Source organism: Pseudomonas sp. W3I7 (assembly GCF_030816095.1).
Lineage (GTDB): Bacteria > Pseudomonadota > Gammaproteobacteria > Pseudomonadales > Pseudomonadaceae > Aquipseudomonas > Aquipseudomonas salomonii.
Genome location: NZ_JAUSXP010000001.1, coordinates 5,793,889 through 5,813,609, shown reverse-complemented (window position 1 = coordinate 5,813,609; position 19,721 = coordinate 5,793,889). Strand labels below are relative to the sequence as shown.

General features: G+C 60.7%; 16 protein-coding genes. 5 read left to right on the top strand and 11 right to left on the bottom strand.

Annotated elements, in window-relative coordinates:
• Positions 1 to 12 precede the first annotated feature (12 nt).
• From QF043_RS26750 to QF043_RS26740, 3 genes are all read left to right on the top strand, one after another.
• Positions 13 to 288, top strand: coding sequence for a polyhydroxyalkanoic acid system family protein (locus QF043_RS26750; RefSeq protein WP_017138585.1), 276 nt, complete (start codon positions 13 to 15; stop codon positions 286 to 288).
• Positions 289 to 393: 105 nt separating this feature from the next.
• On the top strand, positions 394 to 816 hold the full coding sequence (locus tag QF043_RS26745) for a phasin family protein (protein WP_307420796.1): 423 nt from the start codon (positions 394 to 396) through the stop codon (positions 814 to 816).
• Between the two features lie 12 nt (positions 817 to 828).
• Positions 829 to 1,773 (top strand): phasin family protein, encoded by a 945-nt coding sequence (locus tag QF043_RS26740; protein ID WP_307420795.1) that lies wholly within the window; start codon positions 829 to 831, stop codon positions 1,771 to 1,773.
• A gap of 174 nt (positions 1,774 to 1,947) precedes the next feature.
• Here QF043_RS26740 and QF043_RS26735 read toward each other — a convergent pair whose 3' ends face one another.
• From QF043_RS26735 to QF043_RS26690, 10 genes are all read right to left on the bottom strand, one after another.
• Positions 1,948 to 2,568, bottom strand: coding sequence for a TetR/AcrR family transcriptional regulator (locus QF043_RS26735; RefSeq protein ID WP_056860627.1), 621 nt, complete (start codon positions 2,566 to 2,568; stop codon positions 1,948 to 1,950).
• A gap of 27 nt (positions 2,569 to 2,595) precedes the next feature.
• Entirely contained in the window at positions 2,596 to 4,278 is a 1,683-nt protein-coding gene (phaC, locus tag QF043_RS26730) for a class II poly(R)-hydroxyalkanoic acid synthase (RefSeq protein ID WP_307420794.1), read from the bottom strand.
• Positions 4,279 to 4,366: 88 nt separating this feature from the next.
• Complete coding sequence (gene phaZ / locus QF043_RS26725) at positions 4,367 to 5,212, bottom strand: poly(3-hydroxyalkanoate) depolymerase (RefSeq protein ID WP_305457124.1); 846 nt, start codon at positions 5,210 to 5,212, stop codon at positions 4,367 to 4,369.
• A 166-nt stretch (positions 5,213 to 5,378) separates the two neighbouring features.
• Positions 5,379 to 7,058 carry a class II poly(R)-hydroxyalkanoic acid synthase gene (gene phaC / locus QF043_RS26720; protein ID WP_056860624.1) on the bottom strand — a complete coding sequence of 560 codons (1,680 nt, stop codon included), beginning with the start codon at positions 7,056 to 7,058 and terminating at the stop codon, positions 5,379 to 5,381.
• Between the two features lie 249 nt (positions 7,059 to 7,307).
• Positions 7,308 to 7,685: a DUF971 domain-containing protein gene (locus QF043_RS26715; RefSeq protein WP_307420793.1), complete on the bottom strand. Its 378-nt coding sequence runs from the start codon at positions 7,683 to 7,685 to the stop codon at positions 7,308 to 7,310.
• A 144-nt stretch (positions 7,686 to 7,829) separates the two neighbouring features.
• Positions 7,830 to 9,167 (bottom strand): ATP-dependent protease ATPase subunit HslU, encoded by a 1,338-nt coding sequence (gene hslU, locus QF043_RS26710; RefSeq protein ID WP_307420792.1) that lies wholly within the window; start codon positions 9,165 to 9,167, stop codon positions 7,830 to 7,832.
• Between the two features lie 37 nt (positions 9,168 to 9,204).
• Complete coding sequence (gene hslV, locus QF043_RS26705) at positions 9,205 to 9,735, bottom strand: ATP-dependent protease subunit HslV (protein ID WP_010563201.1); 531 nt, start codon at positions 9,733 to 9,735, stop codon at positions 9,205 to 9,207.
• A 299-nt stretch (positions 9,736 to 10,034) separates the two neighbouring features.
• On the bottom strand, positions 10,035 to 10,736 hold the full coding sequence (locus QF043_RS26700; RefSeq protein ID WP_056860622.1) for an SPOR domain-containing protein: 702 nt from the start codon (positions 10,734 to 10,736) through the stop codon (positions 10,035 to 10,037).
• 1 nt (position 10,737) lies between these two features.
• The gene (gene argS / locus QF043_RS26695; protein ID WP_307420791.1) at positions 10,738 to 12,474 is read right to left on the bottom strand and encodes an arginine--tRNA ligase; all 1,737 of its coding nucleotides are present in this window, start codon (positions 12,472 to 12,474) and stop codon (positions 10,738 to 10,740) included.
• Positions 12,475 to 12,678: 204 nt separating this feature from the next.
• The gene (locus QF043_RS26690; protein WP_307420790.1) at positions 12,679 to 14,898 is read right to left on the bottom strand and encodes a primosomal protein N'; all 2,220 of its coding nucleotides are present in this window, start codon (positions 14,896 to 14,898) and stop codon (positions 12,679 to 12,681) included.
• 228 nt (positions 14,899 to 15,126) lie between these two features.
• Between QF043_RS26690 and rpmE the strand changes: the two genes are divergently transcribed.
• Together rpmE and QF043_RS26680 are read left to right on the top strand one after the other, a co-directional pair.
• On the top strand, positions 15,127 to 15,354 hold the full coding sequence (gene rpmE / locus QF043_RS26685; RefSeq protein WP_017138574.1) for a 50S ribosomal protein L31: 228 nt from the start codon (positions 15,127 to 15,129) through the stop codon (positions 15,352 to 15,354).
• A gap of 288 nt (positions 15,355 to 15,642) precedes the next feature.
• Positions 15,643 to 16,911 carry a malic enzyme-like NAD(P)-binding protein gene (locus QF043_RS26680; protein WP_138817205.1) on the top strand — a complete coding sequence of 423 codons (1,269 nt, stop codon included), beginning with the start codon at positions 15,643 to 15,645 and terminating at the stop codon, positions 16,909 to 16,911.
• 212 nt (positions 16,912 to 17,123) lie between these two features.
• On the opposite strand, the gene QF043_RS26675 is transcribed toward QF043_RS26680, so the two are convergent.
• A complete protein-coding gene (locus tag QF043_RS26675; protein ID WP_370694344.1) occupies positions 17,124 to 19,586 on the bottom strand; it encodes a penicillin-binding protein 1A in 2,463 nt (820 codons plus the stop codon).
• Positions 19,587 to 19,721: the final 135 nt, after the last annotated feature.

Below are 19,721 nucleotides of genomic sequence, written 5' to 3'. Positions count from 1 at the left end.
GGAGTCATTGCAATGGCCCGTATTACCGTTGAGCGTGCACATTCCCTGGGTAAAGAAGGCGCCCGCGCGAAGGCCGAGAAGTTGGCGCACAAACTCAAGGAGCAATATGGCCTCGAGTCATCGTGGTCGGGCGATAGCCTGAACCTCAAGCGTTCTGGGGTTAAAGGCACGGTGTTAGTCGCCGATGAATCGCTGCGCATTGATGTTGAGTTGGGCCTGTTGATGTCGGCCATGAGCGGCACCATCAAGTCTGAAATCGAGAAAGCCCTGGATAAGGCGCTGGCTTGATCGATGTGTTCTTAGGGTGCCGATTCTAATTTTCCAGCCTACTTTGTGCCCAAGCCCTCAACTCCTGTGGGCCGTTCCTCGACCCTGATCTGCGTGAGGTGCACCATGGCCAACGTTATTTTGAAGAAAAAAATCGACCTTCAGTCCACTGCCCTGAGTGACGTTAAAAGCTACGCCCGCAAGATCTGGCTGGCAGGACTTGGCGCCTATGCCAAGGTCGGCAGTGAAGGCAGCGAGTACTTCAAAGAGCTGGTTAAGACCGGTCAACATGTTGAAAGTAAAGGCAAAAAAGTTGTGGTTGAACAACTTGACGCCGCCAACAGTCAGATTGACCAAGTAAAGAGTAATGCCTCCAGCGTCAAAGGTTTGGTTGAAGTTCAACTGGATAAAGTTGAAAAAGCTTTTGACACGCGTGTTGCAAGTGCCTTGAATCGAATCGGCATTGCGTCTAAACATGACGTGGAGACACTCTCTGCTAAGCTCGAAGAGCTGACGACATTGCTAGAACGTGTCGCGCGTAAACACTAAGGAGACATCGGGATGGCTGTTAAAAAGACTACTCAGAAAGAAGGCAGCTCGTGGATCGGGGAGGTTGAAAAATATTCCCGTAAGATCTGGCTTGCTGGTTTAGGCGTGTACTCGAAGGTTAGCAGTGACGGCGGCAAATACTTCGAGACCTTGGTCAAGGACGGCGAAAAGGCCGAGAAGTTGACCAAGACCACCGTTGGTAAAAAAGTTGAAGCGGCCAAGGCCTCTGCCGGCTCCGCCAAGTCGAGCATTTCTGACACCTGGGGCAAGTTGGAAGAAACGTTCGACAAGCGTCTCAACAGTGCCATTTCGCGACTGGGCGTGCCCAGCAAAGCGGAACTGAAGACGCTGCACAGCAAGGTCGATACCCTGACCAAGCAAATCGAAAAACTCACCGGCGCTAAAGTGGCTCCAGCCAAAACCGCCGCCGCTAAACCGGCTGCCAAGCCTGCGGCTAAAACCGCGGCTGCTAAACCGGCTGCCAAAACCGCTGCCAAGCCTCTGGTAAAAGCGGCGGCCAAGCCAACTGCGAAACCTGCGGCCAAGGCTCCGGCTAAAGCGGCGGCAAAACCGGCTGCCAAAACCGCGGCTGCCAAACCGGCCGCCAAGCCTGCAGCAAAACCTGTGGCCGCTAAAGCCGCTGCCAAGCCTGCGGCTAAGCCGGCTGCCAAAGCAGCAGCAAAACCGGCGGCCAAGCCTGCGGCTAAAACCGCCGCTGCGAAACCTGCAGCCAAGCCAGCGGCCGCTAAAGCTGCTGCCAAGCCTGCGGCAAAACCTGCCGCCACGAAGAAGCCAGCAGCTGCCAAGAAGCCTGCAGCGCCCAAGCCTGCTGTTGCGGCCAAGCCTGCAACCCCGGCACCCACCGCTTCGACAGCCAATTCGGTGTCCGCACCGACCCATGCTGCTACCGCCCCGACTGCAACGCCGGTAACCCCGACGCCATCCAGTCAGTCCTGATTTCTTCAGGGCACAAAAAACGCCCGGCCTGTGAAGGTCGGGCGTTTTTTTTGGCGCTCTCTCAAGAACACTTAAGGCTAAATGTGGGAGCGGGCTTGCTCGCGAATGCGGTGTGTCAGTCAGCACATCTGATGCTGGCACACCGCATTCGCGAGCAAGCCCGCTCGCACATTTTTAATCCGCGTCATCCAGGTATTTGAGCGCAAACCGCTCAGTTGCCTGCCGCGCCGGCAATAGCAGATGCGGCGCCACCAGCATCATGACCTGATAGACCACCACCCGCACCTCGCCTTCACGGTCGAGAATCCGCTGGTAGTCCAGGGAAAACAGCAGGGTCATGGTGATCTGTTCCACCAATTGCCCCAATGCCTGGGTGTCACTGACCAACTGCCCCGCTGCCTTCAAGCGCGCAAGCAGTGAAGCCAGGGTGCGCTTGAGCGCCGTGAGCAAGTTGCGAATGCCCTTGGCCAGCTTCGGCAGGCGCCCGGCCAGGTTCGACAGGTCCTGGAACAGGAACCGGTAATGGGCCATGCGCTCGATGATCAGGTGCAGGAACAGCCAGTAATCTTCGGGTTTGAGTTGCGCATCCGCCGGCGGGTCGAGCAGGGGCGCCAGTTCATTCTGAAAACGCTCGAACAACCCGAGCACCAACGGCTCCTTGCCATGGAAGTGGTAGTAGAGGTTGCCGGGGCTGATCCCCATTTCATTCGCCACCTCCATGGTCGACACGTTCGGTTCGCCCTTGTGGTTGAACAACTGCAGGGCACATTCAAGGATACGGTCGCGGGTCTTCATCCAGTCTTCTTAATCAGATCGTTGAGCTCAGCGCACCCGCACGTACGTGCCTGGCGCCGCTTCCATCGGTGGGTAATTCTGGTTGCCCAGGGCGGTGAGGGTCTCGCGCTGCACGCCCGACCGTTGCTGGATCCACGCAAGCCACTGCGGCCACCAGCTGCCTTCGACGTGACTGGCGTCGTAGTACCAGGCGCGTGGGTCGCTGCTCAGCTTGGAGTTCTCGACGTAGTTGGCCTTGGGGTTGCCCGGCGGGTTGAGGATGCTCTGGATATGCCCGCTGTTGGACAGCACAAAGCGCCGCTCGCCGCCCAGCAGTTGGGTGGAGCGGTACACCGCGTCCCACGGCGTGATGTGGTCGTTGATGCCGGCCACGCTGAAGCTGTCCACGGTGACCTTCTGCAAGTCGATGGGCGTGCCGCACACCTCCAGGCCGCCAGGGTGGCTCAGGGGGTTGTGCTTGAAGAAGTCCAGCAGGTCGCCATGCAACGCGGCGGGCAGGCGCGTGTTGTCGTTGTTCCAGTAGAGGATGTCGAACGCCGGCGGCTCTTTGCCCAGCAGGTAATTATTGATCCAGTAGTTCCAGATCAGGTCGTTGGGGCGCATCCAGGCGAAGACTTTGGCCATGTCGCGACCGTCGAGTACGCCTTGCTGGTAGGAGCGGCGCTTGGCGGCTTCCAGGGTCTGTTCGTCAGCGAACAAGGTGGCCGGGCTGTCGATCTGGCTGTCCAGCAGGCTCACCAGGTAGCTGGCGCTGGAGACGCGCCGCAGCTGGCGCTTGGCTTGCAGGTGGCCTTGCAGCGCAGCGATGGTCAGGCCACCGGCGCAGGCGCCCATCAGGTTGACCTCTCGGGCACCGGTGATTGCCCGGCACACATTCAGCGCTTCCTCCAGCGCCGCCACATAGGTGGACAGGCCCCACTCGCGGTGACGCACATCCGGGTTACGCCAGCTGACCATAAACGTCTGCAGGCCGTTTTTCAGGGCGTACTGCACAAAGCTGTTGGCGGGGCTGAGGTCGAAGATGTAGTACTTGTTGATTTGCGGCGGCACGATCAGCAGCGGCTTGGCGTACTGCTTTTCGCTCATGGGTTTGTACTGGATCAGTTCCAGCAGCTCGTTGCGAAACACCACGGAACCCGCGGTCGTTGCCACCGTTTTGCCCACTTCAAAAGCGTGTTTGCTGACCTGGCTGGGCAGGCCGTTGTTGTGCAACAAATCGTTAAACAAATTACTCACGCCGCGCACCACGCTGTTGCCGCCAGAGTTGAGCAGCTCCTTGATGGCCAGCGGGTTGAGCAAGGTGTTGGAGGGCGAGACGGCATCGTTGATCAGTGAGAAGGCAAAGTGCGCGCGGGCGCGGTCATCGGCGCTCATCGAGCTGTCATTGATCCAGTCACGCGTTTGTTTTTGCCAGCTCAAATAGGCTTGCAGGCTGCGCCGGTACAGCGGGTTAAGCGCCCAGGTGGGGTCGGCGAAGCGGCTGTCAGCGGGGTTGGGGGCATGCACCGTTTCACCCAGCAGCACGCGACCGAGTTGGCCGCCCAACGCGAGGGCGTGCCGAGCGGTGTACAGCGGGTTGCGCCAGCCATGGTGGGCGACACTGCGCAGGGTCGCCAGCAAATCCCGGCCCCGCAGGCCACTGATCGCATTTTGCGCGTTGATGAACGCGGCAGGGGTGGGCGCCGGGTTCGTCACGGGTCTTTCTCGCATGAGCCAACACTCCTTCGTCAAGCCATCAACAGGCACGCCAATTCAGAACCATAGTCGGTTCCTGGCAAGTTGCGCGGCGGCGTAGTCCTTACACCGCCGGTCGTGGGTGAATCACCGCGCGCAGGCGCTCCTCTTCAAGAAACTTCATGATGATCGGCGCCACGGCTTCGGCGCGGGTAATCAGGAACAAGTGGCCATCATCGATGATGTGCAACTGTGCGTTGGGAATGCGCCAGGCGAGCATGCGCATATTGATCAGCGGAATCAGCGGGTCGTCGTCGCCGGCCAGCACCAGGGTCGGTTGACGGATCTTGTGCAACCAGTGAATGCTGGTCCAGCCAAGGCCTGCAAACAGCTGCCAGTAATAACCGAGCTTGCCCGCCGAGCGCACTTTGCTCGCATGTTCGGCGGCCAGTTTGGAATCGCGGCGGAACGAGCCGCCATAAATCATCGGTGCAATGCGCACCACGTGGGACGGTTGGATATAGCGCCTGGGGCTTGCCATCAGCCACAGCACCTTGGGTTTGCCCGGCACCATAAAGGCCCCGGCTGCTGTCGCCGCGAGGATCAGCTTTTTGCAGCGCTCGGGGTAGTCATAGGCAAACTGCTGCGCCAACGCGCCGCCCCAGGACACACCCACCGCATTCACCTGGCCATAGTTCAGGTAATCGAGCATGCGTGCAGTGAGCTTGGCCAGACCGGGAAAGCGATAGGGCACGCTGGGTGTGGAGGAACCCCCCACACCCGGCACATCGAAGGCGATCACTTCCAGGTCCGGGTCCAGCGCCTGGACGAACGGAAACACCAACTCAAGGTTGGCGCCGATGCCGTTGAAGATCAGCAGCGGCGTCAAGTGAGGCTTGCCCGGGCGTACCGCCGTGCGGATGGTCTGGCCATCCAGGTCGATGGTACGGAAGATGAACGGTTGCGGCATGCTCAAGCCCTGTGAAGTGGCGCTACGTGTCTGGAAGAACCCGGTTGATGTGGGAGCTGGCTTGCCTGCGATAGCCATCTGTCAGTTAGCTCATCAGCTAGCTGGCCCACCGCTATCGCAGGCAAGCCAGCTCCCACATTGATCGTATTTCTACCGCAAAATCTGCTTATCGTTCGTGCACATAAGTACCCGGTGCCGCCTCAGCTGCGGCATAGGCCTTGTTACCCAGGCTTGTAGGTGCTTTCTTCAATTTGCCCGCTCGCTCAGCCTGCCACACCTGCCAATGCAGCCACCACGAGTCAGTGTGCTTGGTGGCATTCTCCTGCCACTCCAGCGGCTTGCCCGCCAAACCATCGCTGGTCTGGTAACGCGCCTTGGGGTTGCCTGGCGGGTTGAGAATGCTCTGGATATGCCCACTGCTGGACAACACAAACTCCACTTTGCCACCAAACAGCTGCGCCGACTTGTAGCACGACTGCCACGGCGTGATGTGGTCGTTGGTGCCGGCCAGTGAGTAGATATCGGCGGTCACCTGCTTGAGGTCGATCGGCGTGCCGCACACTTCCAGGGCATTGGCACGCACCAGCGGGTTGTTCTTGAACAGCTCAATCAAATCGCCATGGAAGGCGGCCGGCAAGCGTGTGGTGTCGTTGTTCCAGAACAGGATGTCGAACACCGGCGGCTCGTTGCCGAGCAAGTAGTTATTGACCCAGTAGTTCCAGATCAGGTCGTTGGGGCGCATCCAGGCAAACACCTTGGCCATGTCGCGGCCTTCCAGCACGCCGGCCTGGTAGGAGTGGCGCTTGGCCGCCTCCAGGGTCTGCTCATCGACAAACAGCGCCACCTGGGTGTCCAGCGTGGTGTCCAGCACGCTCACCAGCAGGGTCAGGGCGTTGACCTTCTTCTCCCCCAGCGCCGCGTAGTGGCCCAGCAGGGCGGTGCAGGTGATACCGCCGGAGCAGGCGCCGAGCATGTTCACGTCTTTGCTGCCGGTAATGGCCGTGACCACATCGACCGCTTCCTTGAGCGCCTCGATATAGGTCGACAGACCCCACTCGCGTTGCGCCTTGGTCGGGTTGCGCCAGCTGACGATAAACGTCTGCTGGCCATTGCGCAGGCAGAAGCGCGCCAGGCTCTTTTCCGGGCTCAGGTCGAATACATAGAATTTGTTGATCTGCGGCGGCACCACCAGCAGTGGGCGCTCGTGCACCTGCTCGGTGATGGGCTTGTACTGGATCAGTTCCAGCACATCGTTACGGAATACAACGGCGCCTTCGGTGGTGCCCAGGGTCTTGCCGACTTCAAAGGCGCCCATGTTGACCTGGCTCGGCATACCGCCGTTGTGCACCATGTCTTTGGCCAAGTGGGACAGACCATCAAGCAGGCTTTTACCGCCGGTTTCAAAGAAACGTTTGACCGCCGCCGGGTTGGCCGCGCTGTTAGTGGGGGCCATGGCTTCGGTCATCAGGTTGATCACGAAGTGGCCGCGGCTGATGTCCTGTTCCGACAGGCTGCTGTCGCCGATCCAGTCGTGCAGTTCCTTGCGCCACGCCAGGTAGGTTTGCAGGTAACGCTTGTAGAGCGGGTTCTGGCTCCACGCCGGGTCGTTGAAGCGACGGTCATCGCCTTCGGGGGCCAGTGCGGACTTGCCGAACATCACGTTCTTCAATTCCACGCCAAAATGCGCGACGTGTTTGACGCTGTGCAACGGTTGCTTGATGGCTTGGGTCAGCACCATCTTCGCTGAGGCCAATAAATCCTTTTTGCGTAACGCGATGATCGGGTTCAGCCCCAGGGTGTTTTCCGAGGCCTGGCGTTTCAAGTCATCGTTATTCTTGTTACTCATCTACGACGCTCCATTGTCCGAAAGACGAGTACCGGCGATTGCTGCGCACCCAATTTCGATACACGACACCAGCCTGGTACTGCGACCCGGGTGACCGTTGATACCGCATCGTCAAATGCAGGGAACTTGCCAGTTCCATTGGTTACCCGAGTTTAATTTTTTTCGCAAGCGGGCCAATCGTTGACCACGCGACAGGGCATTCAAGCAGATGAAATTAGAAAATGCCCTCTAAAGCGCAAGACGCCTGAGTTAGAGCATCAGCCGCACGACCGACTCACTCGGGTCGCGGGTTTTGCCGGCAGCTTTGAGTTCGGCGAGGTAGTCGGCCCACAGGTCTTGCTGGCGCACGGCTAGTTGGTAGAGGTAGTCCCAGGTGAACAGTCCGCTGTCATGGCCGTCATCGAAGGTCAATTTCAGTGCGTACTGGCCGGCGGGTTCTATCTTGGTCAGCCGCACGTTGAGCTTGCCGAATTGCAGGATGGGTTTGCCGTGGCCCTGGACCTCGGCGGAAGGCGAGTGGGTGCGTAGCAGTTCGGCGCTAAGGTGGTACACCTCGTCCGGCCCGTAGGTGAGGCCGAGGGTGTTGGAGGTTTTGTGCAGGTTTACAGCGGTGGGTAATTTGGTCATTGGGGAACCGCCCAGAGATAGTCCTGAAGGAACCGGCTTAAAACTGTGGGAGCTGGCTTGCCTGCGATAGCGGTGTTGAATTCACTATGGCTATCGCAGGCAAGCCAGCTCCCACATTAAAAGCGAAGCGGCCCTGAGTGAGACTTACAGGATATAACGAGACAGATCTTCGTTCTTCGCCAATTCGCCCAGGTGGCTATTGACGTAATCAGCGTCAATCTTGATCGCTTCGCCATTCTGCGAGCCGGCCATGTCGCCGGCACTGAAGGACACTTCCTCCAGCAGACGCTCAAGCAGCGTATGCAGGCGACGGGCGCCGATGTTTTCGGTCTTTTCGTTGACCTGCCAGGCAATCTCCGCCAGGCGCTTGATGCCGTCCGGCTGGAATTCGATGCCCAAGCCTTCGGTTTTCAGCAATTCGCGGTATTGCTCGGTGAGCGAAGCATGCGGCTCGCTGAGGATGCGTTCGAAGTCGCCCGGGGTCAGCGCCTTGAGTTCCACGCGAATCGGCAGACGGCCTTGCAGCTCCGGCACCAGGTCGCTTGGTTTGCTCAGGTGGAACGCGCCAGAGGCGATAAACAGGATGTGGTCGGTCTTGACCATGCCCAGCTTGGTGTTCACCGTGCAGCCTTCGATAAGCGGCAGCAGGTCGCGCTGTACGCCTTCGCGGGACACATCGACGCCGCCGGAGTTACCACGCTTGGCCACCTTGTCGATCTCGTCGATAAACACGATGCCATGCTGCTCGACCGCTTCCAGGGCCTTGGCCTTGAGTTCTTCCTCATTCACCAGGCGCCCGGCTTCTTCGTCGCGCACCAGTTTCAGCGCGTCCTTTACCTTGAGCTTGCGGTTTTTCTTCTTGCCCTTGCCCATGTTGGCGAACAGGTTCTGCAACTGGCTGGTCATTTCTTCCATGCCAGGCGGTGCGGAGATGTCGACGCCGGATACTTCGGCCACTTCGATCTCGATTTCCTTGTCATCCAGCTGGCCTTCACGCAGGCGCTTGCGGAACAGCTGGCGGGTGTTGGAATCCGAGCTTGGTGCGGCGTCTTCGTTGAAACCCATGCGTGCCGGTGGCAGCAGGGCATCGAGAATGCGTTCTTCAGCGGCGTCTTCAGCGCGGTGGCTGACCTTGGTGACTTCCTGTTCGCGCAGCATTTTCAGGGCGGCATCGGCCAGGTCACGGATGATCGACTCGACATCCCGGCCGACATAGCCCACTTCGGTGAACTTGGTGGCCTCGACCTTGATGAACGGGGCATTGGCCAGCTTGGCCAGGCGCCGGGCGATTTCGGTTTTACCCACGCCTGTCGGCCCGATCATCAGGATGTTCTTGGGCGTTACTTCAACGCGCAGTTCTTCGGGCAGTTGCATCCGGCGCCAGCGGTTACGCAGCGCAATGGCAACGGCGCGCTTGGCATCGTCCTGGCCGATGATATGGCGATTAAGTTCATGGACGATTTCGCGGGGAGTCATGGACATAAGTGTTTGGCGGCCTCAAGCGGAATAAGCCTACGGCTTACTCGGCGAGGTCCTGCTCCTCAATGGTGAAGTTGTGGTTGGTGAACACGCAGATATCGCCGGCGATACCCAGGGCGGTCTCGACGATTTCGCGGGCCGACAGGTCGGTTTTCTTCAACAGCGCGCTGGCTGCCGCCTGGGCGTAGCCGCCGCCGGAACCCATGGCGATCAGGCCGTGCTCGGGTTCAACCACATCGCCGTTACCGGTGATGATCAAGGATGCGTCTTTGTTGGCGACTGCCAACATGGCTTCCAGGCGGCTGAGGGAGCGGTCGGTGCGCCATTCCTTGGCGAGTTCGACAGCGGCGCGAACGAGGTGGCCCTGGTGTTTTTCCAGCTGGCCTTCGAAGCGTTCGAAGAGGGTGAAGGCGTCGGCAGTGGCGCCAGCGAAACCGGCGAGAACCTGGCCGTGGTACAGGCGACGCACTTTCTTGGCGTTGCCTTTCATCACGGTGTTGCCAAGGGAAACCTGGCCGTCGCCGCCCATGACGACTTTGCCGTGGCGACGTACTGAAACGATGGTGGTCAAGGGGAGAGTCTCCACGCAGCGGGGCGAAAATGCCCTGATGGATTCTCATATGGGGGTGGCGGGGGGGATTTCAACCGTAGGACGTGTGTGCGGACGAGTGGTGTGTGCTGGTCTGACACCTTCCAGAAAACACCGCAATACCCAGTGTGGGAGCTGGCTTGCTGTGGCGAGGGAGCTTGCTCCCGCTCGACAGCGCAGCTGGAGCCGGCTTTTTTTGGGGGCGCTTCGCACCCCAGCGCAAGCAAGCTTGCTCGCCACAGCAAGCCAGCTCCCACATTTTGATCAGCGTTGAGCCCGAATCAGCGGCTCTGGCGTTGTTGTAACAGCAGATTGCTAAAGCCGGCACCCGCCAGTTGCTTCTGCGCCACAGTCAGCTGTTCACGGTTACTGAACGGCCCCACCAACACGCGATACCAGGTCGCATCCTTCACTGTGCCGGACTCTACCGTCACCGATTGGCCCAGCAGAATGATCTGCGCACGCACACGATCCGCATCCGCCTGTTTCGGGAACGAGCCCGCTTGCAGGAAGAACTTGGTCACCGGCGCCGCTTTGGTGGTCGCCACCGGTGGCGGTGGCGGCGGAGTGATCCCGGCCAACGCCGCTTGCGCGCGTGCAGTGTCGATTTTCGCCGCTTCCGCGGGTGTAACCGGTGTGGTCGGCACTTGCGGCGTCGGCAGGGTTTTCTCCGGCACGGCGTCAGGTGGCACGATCACTTCCGATTCCGGCAGCAGCGTGTAGAAGTCGTATTTCGGCTTCACGGGTGCGGTCGGGCTTGGCGCTGTTTTATTGGCTTCGGCCATTTTCGTAGCCTTCTGCTGTTCTTGCTTGACCCGTTTGACGTCATCGCCCTTGCCGGGCTCCAGTTTCATCAGGATCACCACAAACGCGCCGACCGCCAGGCCGATAGCCATCCACAGCCAGCCCGGAATTGGCTTTTTCGCCGGTGCCTGATAGCGGCTGGCGCCGCGCTTGGGTGCAGGTTTTTTCTTGGCAGCCAACTTACATACGCTCCAGGGTTTCCAGGCCTAACAGTTCCAGGCCTTGCTTGAGGGTCCGTCCAGCCAGTGCGGCGAGGCGCAGGCGACTTTGCTTTTGGGCTTCGTCGTCGGCCGTAAGGATCGGGCAGTTCTCGTAGAAGCTGGAGAACAGGCCGGCAACTTCGTACAAATACGTGCAGAGGATATGCGGCGTGCCTTTTTCACCGACGCTGTTGAGCACTTCGCCGAACTGCGCCAGCTTGGCCGCCAGGTCCTGTTCATGCGGGGCATCCAGCACGATCCGGCCTTCAACCTCGCTGAAATCCTTGCCCAGCTTGCGGAACACACCAGCCACACGGGTGTAGGCGTACAGCAGGTACGGCGCGGTGTTGCCTTCGAAGTTGAGCATCAGTTCGAAGTTGAAGCTGTAGTCGCTGGTGCGGTGCTTGGACAGGTCGGCGTACTTCACTGCGCCAATGCCCACCACGCGGGCGATGTTGCGCAGGTCGGCCTCGGCCAGCTCCGGGTTCTTTTCCTTCACCAGGTTGTAGGCACGCTCCTGGGCTTCGTTGAGCAGGTCGATCAGCTTCACGGTGCCGCCGTCGCGGGTCTTGAACGGCCGGCCATCGGCGCCGTTCATGGTGCCAAAACCCATGTGTTCCATATGCATCGGGTGGGTGACGAAGCCTGCGCGGCGCGCCACTTCGAACACCTGCTGGAAGTGCAGGGCCTGGCGCTGGTCGACAAAGTACAGCGCGCGGTCGGCCTTGAGCACGCCGCTGCGGTAGCGCACGGCTGCCAGGTCAGTGGTGGCGTACAGGTAGCCGCCGTCGGCCTTGACGATGATCACCGGCAGCGGCTCGCCGTCGGCGGTCTTGAATTCTTCGAGGAACACGCACTGCGCGCCGTTGCTCTCAACCAACAGGCCGGCAGCCTTGAGGTCATTGACCACGTTGATCAGGTCGTCGTTGTAGGCGCTTTCGCCCATCACGTCGGCCATGGTCAGCTTTACGTTGAGCAGCTCGTAGATTTCCTGGCAGTGCGACAGCGAAATCTCACGGAAACGGCCCCACAGCGCCAGGCAATCTTCCTCGCCGGCTTGCAGCTTGACCACCAGGCCACGGGCGCGGTCGGCGAACTCTTCGGATTCATCGAAGCGCTTTTTGGCGGCGCGGTAGAAGTTTTCCAGGTCGGCCAGTTCGTTGCTGGTAATCGGGTTTTCCTGCAGGTAGGCCATCAGCATGCCGAACTGGGTGCCCCAGTCGCCCACGTGGTTCTGACGGATCACGTCGTCACCGAGGAACTCCAGCACCCGCGCCACGCCGTCACCAATGATGGTCGAGCGCAAGTGGCCCACGTGCATCTCTTTGGCCAGGTTGGGTGCCGACAGGTCAATCACCACACGCTCCACGGGGCCGGCCTTGCGCACGCCAATGTTGGCGTCGGCCAGCGCCGCGTCCAGGCGCGAAGCCAGGGCCTGGGTGTTCTGGAAGAAGTTGATAAAGCCCGGGCCGGCGATTTCGGCCTTGGTCACACTCTCGTCGGCCGGCAGCGCGGCAATGATTTTCTCTGCCAGGTCGCGCGGTTTCATGCCGGCGGGCTTGGACAGCATCATCGCAATGTTGCTGGCAAAATCGCCATGGGTCTTGTCGCGAGTGTTTTCCACCTGGATCGCCGGCGACAGGCCTTCAGGCAACACACCTTCGTTGACGAGTTGGGTGAGGGCTTGTTGGATCAGCTGGCGAATGGTGTCTTTCATGGTGTTCTCTTTCGACCGCAAGCGGCGGTGCGCGATGCGCAGGTGGAAAAACTGGGCATTATCCGTGGCGAGGGCGGGCTTGCCAACCATTCAGACAGGTTGGTAGACCTGCGGGCCTCATCGCGGGCAAGCCCGCTCCCACATTTAAGGGTGTTCACATTTCAAAATGTGGGAGCTGGCTTGCCTGCGATTGCGATTTTGCAGTCAATACAGGTCTACCGGGTCCACATCCAGCGACCATCGCACTTGGCGGCCGCTGGGCATTTGCTCCAGGGCAAGCATCCAGCTACTTAATAGCCGATGCAGCGGTGCGCGGGACGTTGCCTGCAAGAGTAGCTGGGCGCGATACCGCCCGGCGCGGCGCTCCATCGGTGCGGGCACCGGGCCGAGCAATTCGATGCCGGTCAGACCCAATTCGCCGAGCAAACGTTCGGCGGCGCTGCATGCCTCGTCGAGAAAGCTTTCGGCCTGCCCTGGCTTGTGCGCTTCGGCGCGCAACAGCGCCAGGTGTGCGAACGGCGGCAGGCCGGCGGAGCGGCGTTCGCTCAGGGCCTGTTCGGCGAAAGCGAAGTAGCCCTGTTCTGTCAGTTGAATCAGCAAGGGGTGGTCGGCCAGATGCGTCTGGATAATCACCTTGCCCGGCTCTTCGGCGCGCCCGGCACGGCCTGCCACCTGCACGATCAACTGCGCCATGCGCTCGCTGGCGCGGAAGTCGCCGGAGAACAAACCACCGTCGGCGTCCAGGATCGACACCAGCGTGACCCGTGGGAAGTGGTGCCCTTTGGCGAGCATCTGCGTGCCGATCAGGATGCACGGCTGGCCTTTCTGAATGGTCGCAAACAGCTGGTTCATCGCGTCTTTGCGCGAAGTGCTGTCGCGGTCGACGCGCAGCACCGGGTAATCCGGAAACAGAATGCCCAGGCGCTCCTCGGCGCGCTCGGTGCCCGCACCCACCGGGCGCAAATCCACTTTGCCGCATTGTGGGCAGTGGCGCGGTACGCGCTCCACGTGGCCGCAGTGGTGGCAGCGCAGTTCGCCGTGGCGCTGGTGTACGGTCATGCGTGCATCGCAGCGTTCGCACTCGGACATCCAGCCGCAGTCATGACACAACAGCGTCGGCGCAAAACCCCTACGGTTGAGAAACACCAGGACTTGCTGGCCGGCGGCGAGGGTTTGGCCGATGGCCTGTTGCATCGGCCCGGAAATGCCGCTGTCCAGCGGGCGACTTTTTACATCCAGGCGCAGGAAGCGTGGTTGCTTGGCGCCGCCCGCGCGCTCATTGAGGCGCAGCAGGCCATAACGGCCGGTGTAGGCGTTGTGCAGGCTTTCCAGAGACGGAGTGGCCGAGCCCAGCACAATCGGGATGTCTTCCTGGCGCGCGCGTACCAGCGCCAGGTCGCGGGCGTGGTAACGCAGGCCTTCCTGCTGTTTATAAGAGCCGTCGTGCTCCTCGTCGATGATGATCAGGCCGGGGTTTTTCATCGGCGTGAACAGTGCCGAGCGGGTGCCGATAATAATGTCGGCCTCGCCATCCCGCGCCGCCAGCCAGGCTTCCAGGCGCTCACGGTCGTTGACCGCCGAATGCACCAGGGCGATGCGTGCGTTGAAGCGCTGTTCGAAGCGCGCCAGGGTTTGCGGGCCCAGGTTGATCTCCGGGATCAACACCAATGCCTGCTTGCCGGCTTGCAGGGTTTCGCGGATCAGCTGCAAATACACTTCGGTCTTGCCGCTGCCGGTGACGCCGGCGAGCAGGAAGGCGTGGAAACTGTCGAAACCGGCGCGAATGGCTTCATAGGCGGCGCGCTGCTCGGGGTTCAGCGGCAGTTCCGGCTGAGCCAGCCAATGGTCGTGGCGCGGGTCCGGCGCGTGCTTGCGGATTTCCACCTGCACCAAGCCCTTTGCCAGCAGCAGGTCGAGGCTGTCTTTGCTCAGCATCAGCTTGCTTAACAGTTGGTGGGCCACGCCGTGGGGGTGTTGGGCCAGGGTCGCGAGGGCTTCACGCTGGCGCGGGGCGCGGGCGATGCGCGGGTCATCCAGGCGTGCGCCGGGCACCATCGACCAGAAACGCTCCTGGCGTGCTTCAGCCAGTTCGCCCTGGCGCAGCAGCACCGGCAGCGCCCAGCTCAGGGTATCGCCGAGGCTGTGCTGGTAATACTGGGCGGTCCACAGGCATAGCTTGAACAGTGCGGGCGGTAGCGGTGGCGTGGCATCGAGGATGGCCAGGGCCGGTTTGAGCTTTTCGGCAGGGACTTCGCTGTGATCGGCCACTTCGATCAGAATGCCGATCATCTCGCGACGGCCAAACGGCACGCGCACGCGCATGCCTGGCTGCAACTGCGCCCGCAACACGCCGGCCGGGGCCCGGTAGTCGAACAGGCGGCGCAGGGGCGAGGGCAGGGCTAGGCGCAAAATGGCGTCGGGCACGCGGGGAGTCTCATATAAAGGCAGGCGGTGGCGCAGGGGCGGGAGCCTAGCAGACAGGGGCGGCCTTGGGTATGCCGAGGTTTTTCTGATGAAAGGGGCTTTTATGTGGGTAAACCACGGGAGGCGCCGCTTGCGCGTTTAAAAAGGTCTGGTAGAATCCGCGGCCTAATTACGTGCGGTATTCGACAATAGTGTCGAGTGGCGGCACGCTAGCCCGAGGAAGTCACCATGAAAGCCGATATCCATCCAGCGTACGAAACTATCGAAGTAACCTGCAGCTGCGGCAACAAGTTCGAAACACGTTCGAACCTGTGCAAGCCACTGGGTACTGACGTATGCAACGAGTGCCACCCGTTCTACACCGGTAAGCAGAAAACTCTGGACACCGGCGGCCGTGTACAGCGCTTCGCAGATCGCTTTGGTGCTTTCGGCAAGAAGCCTGCTGCTGCAGAGTAAGGCTCAAAAGCCCTCAGGGTTTTTGCAAGCTGTTGAAAAAGGCGCCCCTTGTGGGCGCCTTTTTTGTGCCTGCGATTTGACCGTGCTGCACCCAAAGCGATTTTAATAAAATAATTGTAGACATTTTTAATCACAATTGTGAACAGTTAAGCCCTTGTATCCCGTGGCTCTTGGCCGAAAGTCGTAGTGCGCGGCCCTTGACGGCAGTGACTGACCAGTCTTGTGGGGACTTTCCCACACGCGTATCCTCGGCGGTCCGTCGACCAACAGTAAAAGCGGAATGCCGATATGTCTGATTTGAAAACTGCCGCTCTCGAATATCACGCCCATCCTCGTCCAGGAAAGCTGAGTGTAGAGCTCACCAAAGCCACTGCCACTGCCCGCGACTTGTCGCTGGCCTACAGCCCTGGCGTTGCCGAGCCCGTACGTGAAATCGCCCGCGACCCTGAACTGGCGTACAAGTACACCGGCAAAGGCAACCTGGTTGCAGTGATTTCCGATGGCACCGCGATTCTCGGCCTGGGCAACCTCGGCCCATTGGCGTCCAAGCCAGTCATGGAAGGTAAAGGCGTGCTGTTCAAGCGCTTTGCCGGCATTGACGTTTTCGACATCGAAGTCGACTCCGAAAGCCCACAAGCTTTCATCGACACCGTAAAGCGCATTTCCATCACCTTCGGTGGCATCAACCTGGAAGACATCAAGGCACCTGAGTGCTTCGAGATCGAAAAGGCCCTGATCGAACAGTGCGACATCCCGGTATTCCACGATGACCAGCACGGCACCGCAATCGTTACTGCGGCCGGCATGATCAACGCCCTGGAAATCGCCGGCAAAACCCTGGCTGATGCACAGATCGTCTGCCTGGGCGCTGGTGCTGCCGCCATCTCCTGCATGAAGTTGCTGGTGAGCATGGGCGCCCGGCTTGAAAACATCTTCATGGTCGACAGCAAGGGCGTTGTGCAGTCCGAGCGTACCGATCTGAACCAGTACAAGGCGATGTTTGCCCACGCTACCGACAAGCGCACCCTGGCTGACGCCCTCGACGGTGCCGACGTGTTCGTTGGCCTGTCCGGCCCGAACCTGCTGAGCGCCGAAGGCCTGAAGTCCATGGCGGCCAACCCGATCGTGTTCGCCTGCTCCAACCCGGACCCGGAGATCTCGCCTGAGCTGGCCCACGCCACTCGCAGCGACGTGATCATGGCCACCGGCCGTTCGGACTACCCGAACCAGGTCAACAACGTGCTGGGCTTCCCGTTCATCTTCCGTGGTGCCCTGGACGTTCGCGCCAAGCGCATCAACGAAGAGATGAAAGTGGCTGCCGCCAACGCCCTGCGCGAGCTGGCCAAGCTGCCGGTACCTCAGGACGTGTGTGATGCCTACGGTGGTGCCCCACTGGCATTCGGTCGTGAGTACATCATTCCGAAACCAATGGATAAGCGCCTGATCACCCTGATCTCGGATGCCGTGGCCAAGGCCGCGATCGAGACCGGTGTGGCCACCCTGCCGTATCCAAAGCACTACCCGCTGCAAAGCGTGGATGATGTGTTCAACGGCTAAGCCGTTGTAGCGCACCCACAAAAAGCCCCGGCTCTTGCGAGTCGGGGCTTTTTTTATGGCTGGCTGACGCGGTCTTCCGGTGCCAGGTAAACCCTGTGGGAGCCGGGCTTGCCCGCGATGGCGGTGTATCAGGGAGTGAATCAGTAGCTGATACACCGCCATCGCAGGCAAGCCAGCTCCCACAGTGGAGCTGGGTCAGGCCATTGATCTCATCAGAACAAATCGATCGGCGCCGCCTCATCCGCCGGCAGCGGGCTGCCCGGTGCAACGCCGTTGCCCAGCTCGTTGACCGACGGCGGCGTGTCTTCGCTCTTGAACAGCTCGAAGTACGCATTCGGAGTGCTAGGGGATGCCGCACGGCCGCTGACCGGGTCGATCCGCAGGCTGAGGATGCCTTCCGGCTCGGCCTGGGTATGCAGCGGCTTGTCCTTCAAGGCCGCGCCCATGTAGCTCATCCAGATCGGCAGTGCGACGGTGCCACCAAACTCACGGCGGCCCAGGCTTTCCGGTTGGTCGTAACCGGTCCACACGGTGGTCACGTAATCGGCGTTGTAGCCGGAGAACCAGGCGTCCTTGGATTCGTTGGTGGTACCGGTCTTGCCGGCGATATCTGCGCGGCCCAAGGCCAGGGCGCGGCGGCCGGTGCCTTTCTTGATCACGTCTTCCAGGATGCTGTTGAGGATGTAGGTGGTACGGCCATCCACCACACGCTCGGCCACTGCTGGTGCCTGTGGTTCGGTGGGCACCGCGGCATTGGCGGCCGGTGCTGCACCTGGGGTCGGCTCAATGGTGATGCCGCCGTTGTTCGGTGCTGCAATGCCATCGGGTGCAGCCACGCCGTTGACCACGTCGCCCGGCACGCGTGGCGGGTTGGCGGTGAACAGGGTGTCGCCATTGCGGCTTTCGATCTTGTCGATCAGGTACGGCGTGATCTTGTAGCCGCCGTTGGCAAAGGTGCTCCAGCCGGTAGCGATTTCCATCGGCGTGAGGGTCGCGGTGCCCAGCGCCAGGGACAGGTTCGGTGGCAGGTCCGACTTGGCGAAGCCAAAGCGCGTCATGTAGTCGATGGTCTTGCCCACGCCCATCGCCTGCAGCAGGCGGATCGATACCAGGTTGCGCGACTTGTACAGTGCCTCGCGAATACGGATCGGGCCGAGGAAGGTGTTGGTGTCATTCTTCGGGCGCCAGACCTTGTCCAGGTACTCGTCGACAAACACGATCGGTGCGTCGTTGACCAGGCTGGCGGCGGTGTAGCCGTTATCCAGCGCGGCGCTGTAGACGAACGGCTTGAAGCTCGAGCCCGGCTGGCGCTTGGCCTGGGTGGCGCGGTTGTAGTTGCTCTGCTCGAAGGCAAAGCCGCCGACCAGCGCACGGATCGCACCGTTCTGCGGGTCCAGGGACACCAGTGCGCCCTGGGCCACAGGCACTTGGCTGAATTTAAGGCTGTCGTCTTTCTGGCGTTGCACGCGGATCAAGTCACCGACCTGCGCCACGTCCGACGGCTGCTTGGGCATCGGGCCCATGCTGTTGGTGTTCAGGAACGGGCGTGCCCACTTCATGCTGTCCCACGACACATGGCCTTCGCCGCTGCGGGTGAGCACTTGCACGCCATCCTTCTTCACCTGGGTGACGATGGCGGGTTCCAGGCCGCTGATCGGGCGTTGTTTGCCCAGTTCGGTGGTCCAGGCGCTCAGGGTCTTGCCCGGCAGGCGCGATTCGGGGCCACGGTAGCCATGGCGCTGGTCGTAGGTCACCAAACCGTCGCGTACTGAATTGTTGGCGATTTCCTGCAGGTTGCTCGGAATAGTCGTGGTCACGCGGAAGCCTTCGGTGTAGGCCTCGCTGCCATAACGGCCAACCATTTCGGCTCGCGCCATTTCAGCGATATACGGCGCATTCACTTCCGGTGTCGGCACGTGGTAGCTGGCGTTCAGCGGCTCGGCCACGGCGCTCTCGTAGGCGGCCTGGTCGATTTTGCCCAGCTTGTACATGCGCCCCAGGATCCAGTCGCGACGCTCCTTGCTGCGCGCCGGGTTGGCCAGCGGGTTGAAGCGCGACGGCGCCTTGGGCAGGCCGGCGATCATTGCCATCTGCGCCAGGCTGGCGTCACGAATCGACTTGCCGTAGTACACCTGCGAAGCCGCCTCGATCCCGTAGGCGCGGTTGCCCAGGTAGATCTTGTTGACGTACAGCTCAAGGATTTCGTCCTTGGTCAGCTGACGTTCGATCTGCAGCGCCAACAGAATTTCGGTGGCCTTGCGCGAAAAACTGCGCTCGCTGGTGAGGAAAAAGTTCTTCGCCACCTGCATGGTGATGGTGCTGCCGCCGGATTGAATGTGTCCGCTTTTTACCAACTGGGTGGCTGCGCGCACCAGGCTGCTTGGGTCGACGCCGTAGTGGTTGGCGAAATTATCGTCTTCAGCCGAAAGCAGGGCGTTGATGAAATTGGGTGGAATGTCGGCGAAACGGATCGGTGTGCGGCGCATTTCGCCGAACTCCGCGATCAGTTTTTCATCGCTGCTGTAGACCCGCAAAGGAATCTGCAACTGGATACTTCTGAGTGCCTCTACGGAAGGCAAACCCGGACTAAGGTAGAGGTAGGCCCCGCTGAGTACGAGCAGCAGCCCGCAGACGATCGCGACAATGGAGTACCCGAAAAACTTCAGCAGACGAATCAAGGCTTTTGGATTTCCAGAGAAAAGAATGAGTTACGCGTCGGGGCATGCATGGCAAACGATGGATCGACCCGAGCAGCAGGAAAAAGCGGGAAAAAACGCTGGGCATTAAAGCATTTTCGGCCTGGGGCGTCA

Coding starts and splice junctions, on each gene's coding strand:
- QF043_RS26750 (WP_017138585.1), top strand. CDS start 13: ATGGCCCGTATTACCGTTGAGCGTGCACATTCCCTGGGTAAAGAAGGC.
- phaC (WP_056860624.1), bottom strand. CDS start 7,058: ATGAGTAACAAGAATAACGATGACTTGAAACGCCAGGCCTCGGAAAAC.
- QF043_RS26715 (WP_307420793.1), bottom strand. CDS start 7,685: ATGACCAAATTACCCACCGCTGTAAACCTGCACAAAACCTCCAACACC.
- QF043_RS26745 (WP_307420796.1), top strand. CDS start 394: ATGGCCAACGTTATTTTGAAGAAAAAAATCGACCTTCAGTCCACTGCC.
- QF043_RS26735 (WP_056860627.1), bottom strand. CDS start 2,568: ATGAAGACCCGCGACCGTATCCTTGAATGTGCCCTGCAGTTGTTCAAC.
- rpmE (WP_017138574.1), top strand. CDS start 15,127: ATGAAAGCCGATATCCATCCAGCGTACGAAACTATCGAAGTAACCTGC.
- phaZ (WP_305457124.1), bottom strand. CDS start 5,212: ATGCCGCAACCGTTCATCTTCCGTACCATCGACCTGGATGGCCAGACC.
- hslU (WP_307420792.1), bottom strand. CDS start 9,167: ATGTCCATGACTCCCCGCGAAATCGTCCATGAACTTAATCGCCATATC.
- argS (WP_307420791.1), bottom strand. CDS start 12,474: ATGAAAGACACCATTCGCCAGCTGATCCAACAAGCCCTCACCCAACTC.
- phaC (WP_307420794.1), bottom strand. CDS start 4,278: ATGCGAGAAAGACCCGTGACGAACCCGGCGCCCACCCCTGCCGCGTTC.
- QF043_RS26740 (WP_307420795.1), top strand. CDS start 829: ATGGCTGTTAAAAAGACTACTCAGAAAGAAGGCAGCTCGTGGATCGGG.
- QF043_RS26680 (WP_138817205.1), top strand. CDS start 15,643: ATGTCTGATTTGAAAACTGCCGCTCTCGAATATCACGCCCATCCTCGT.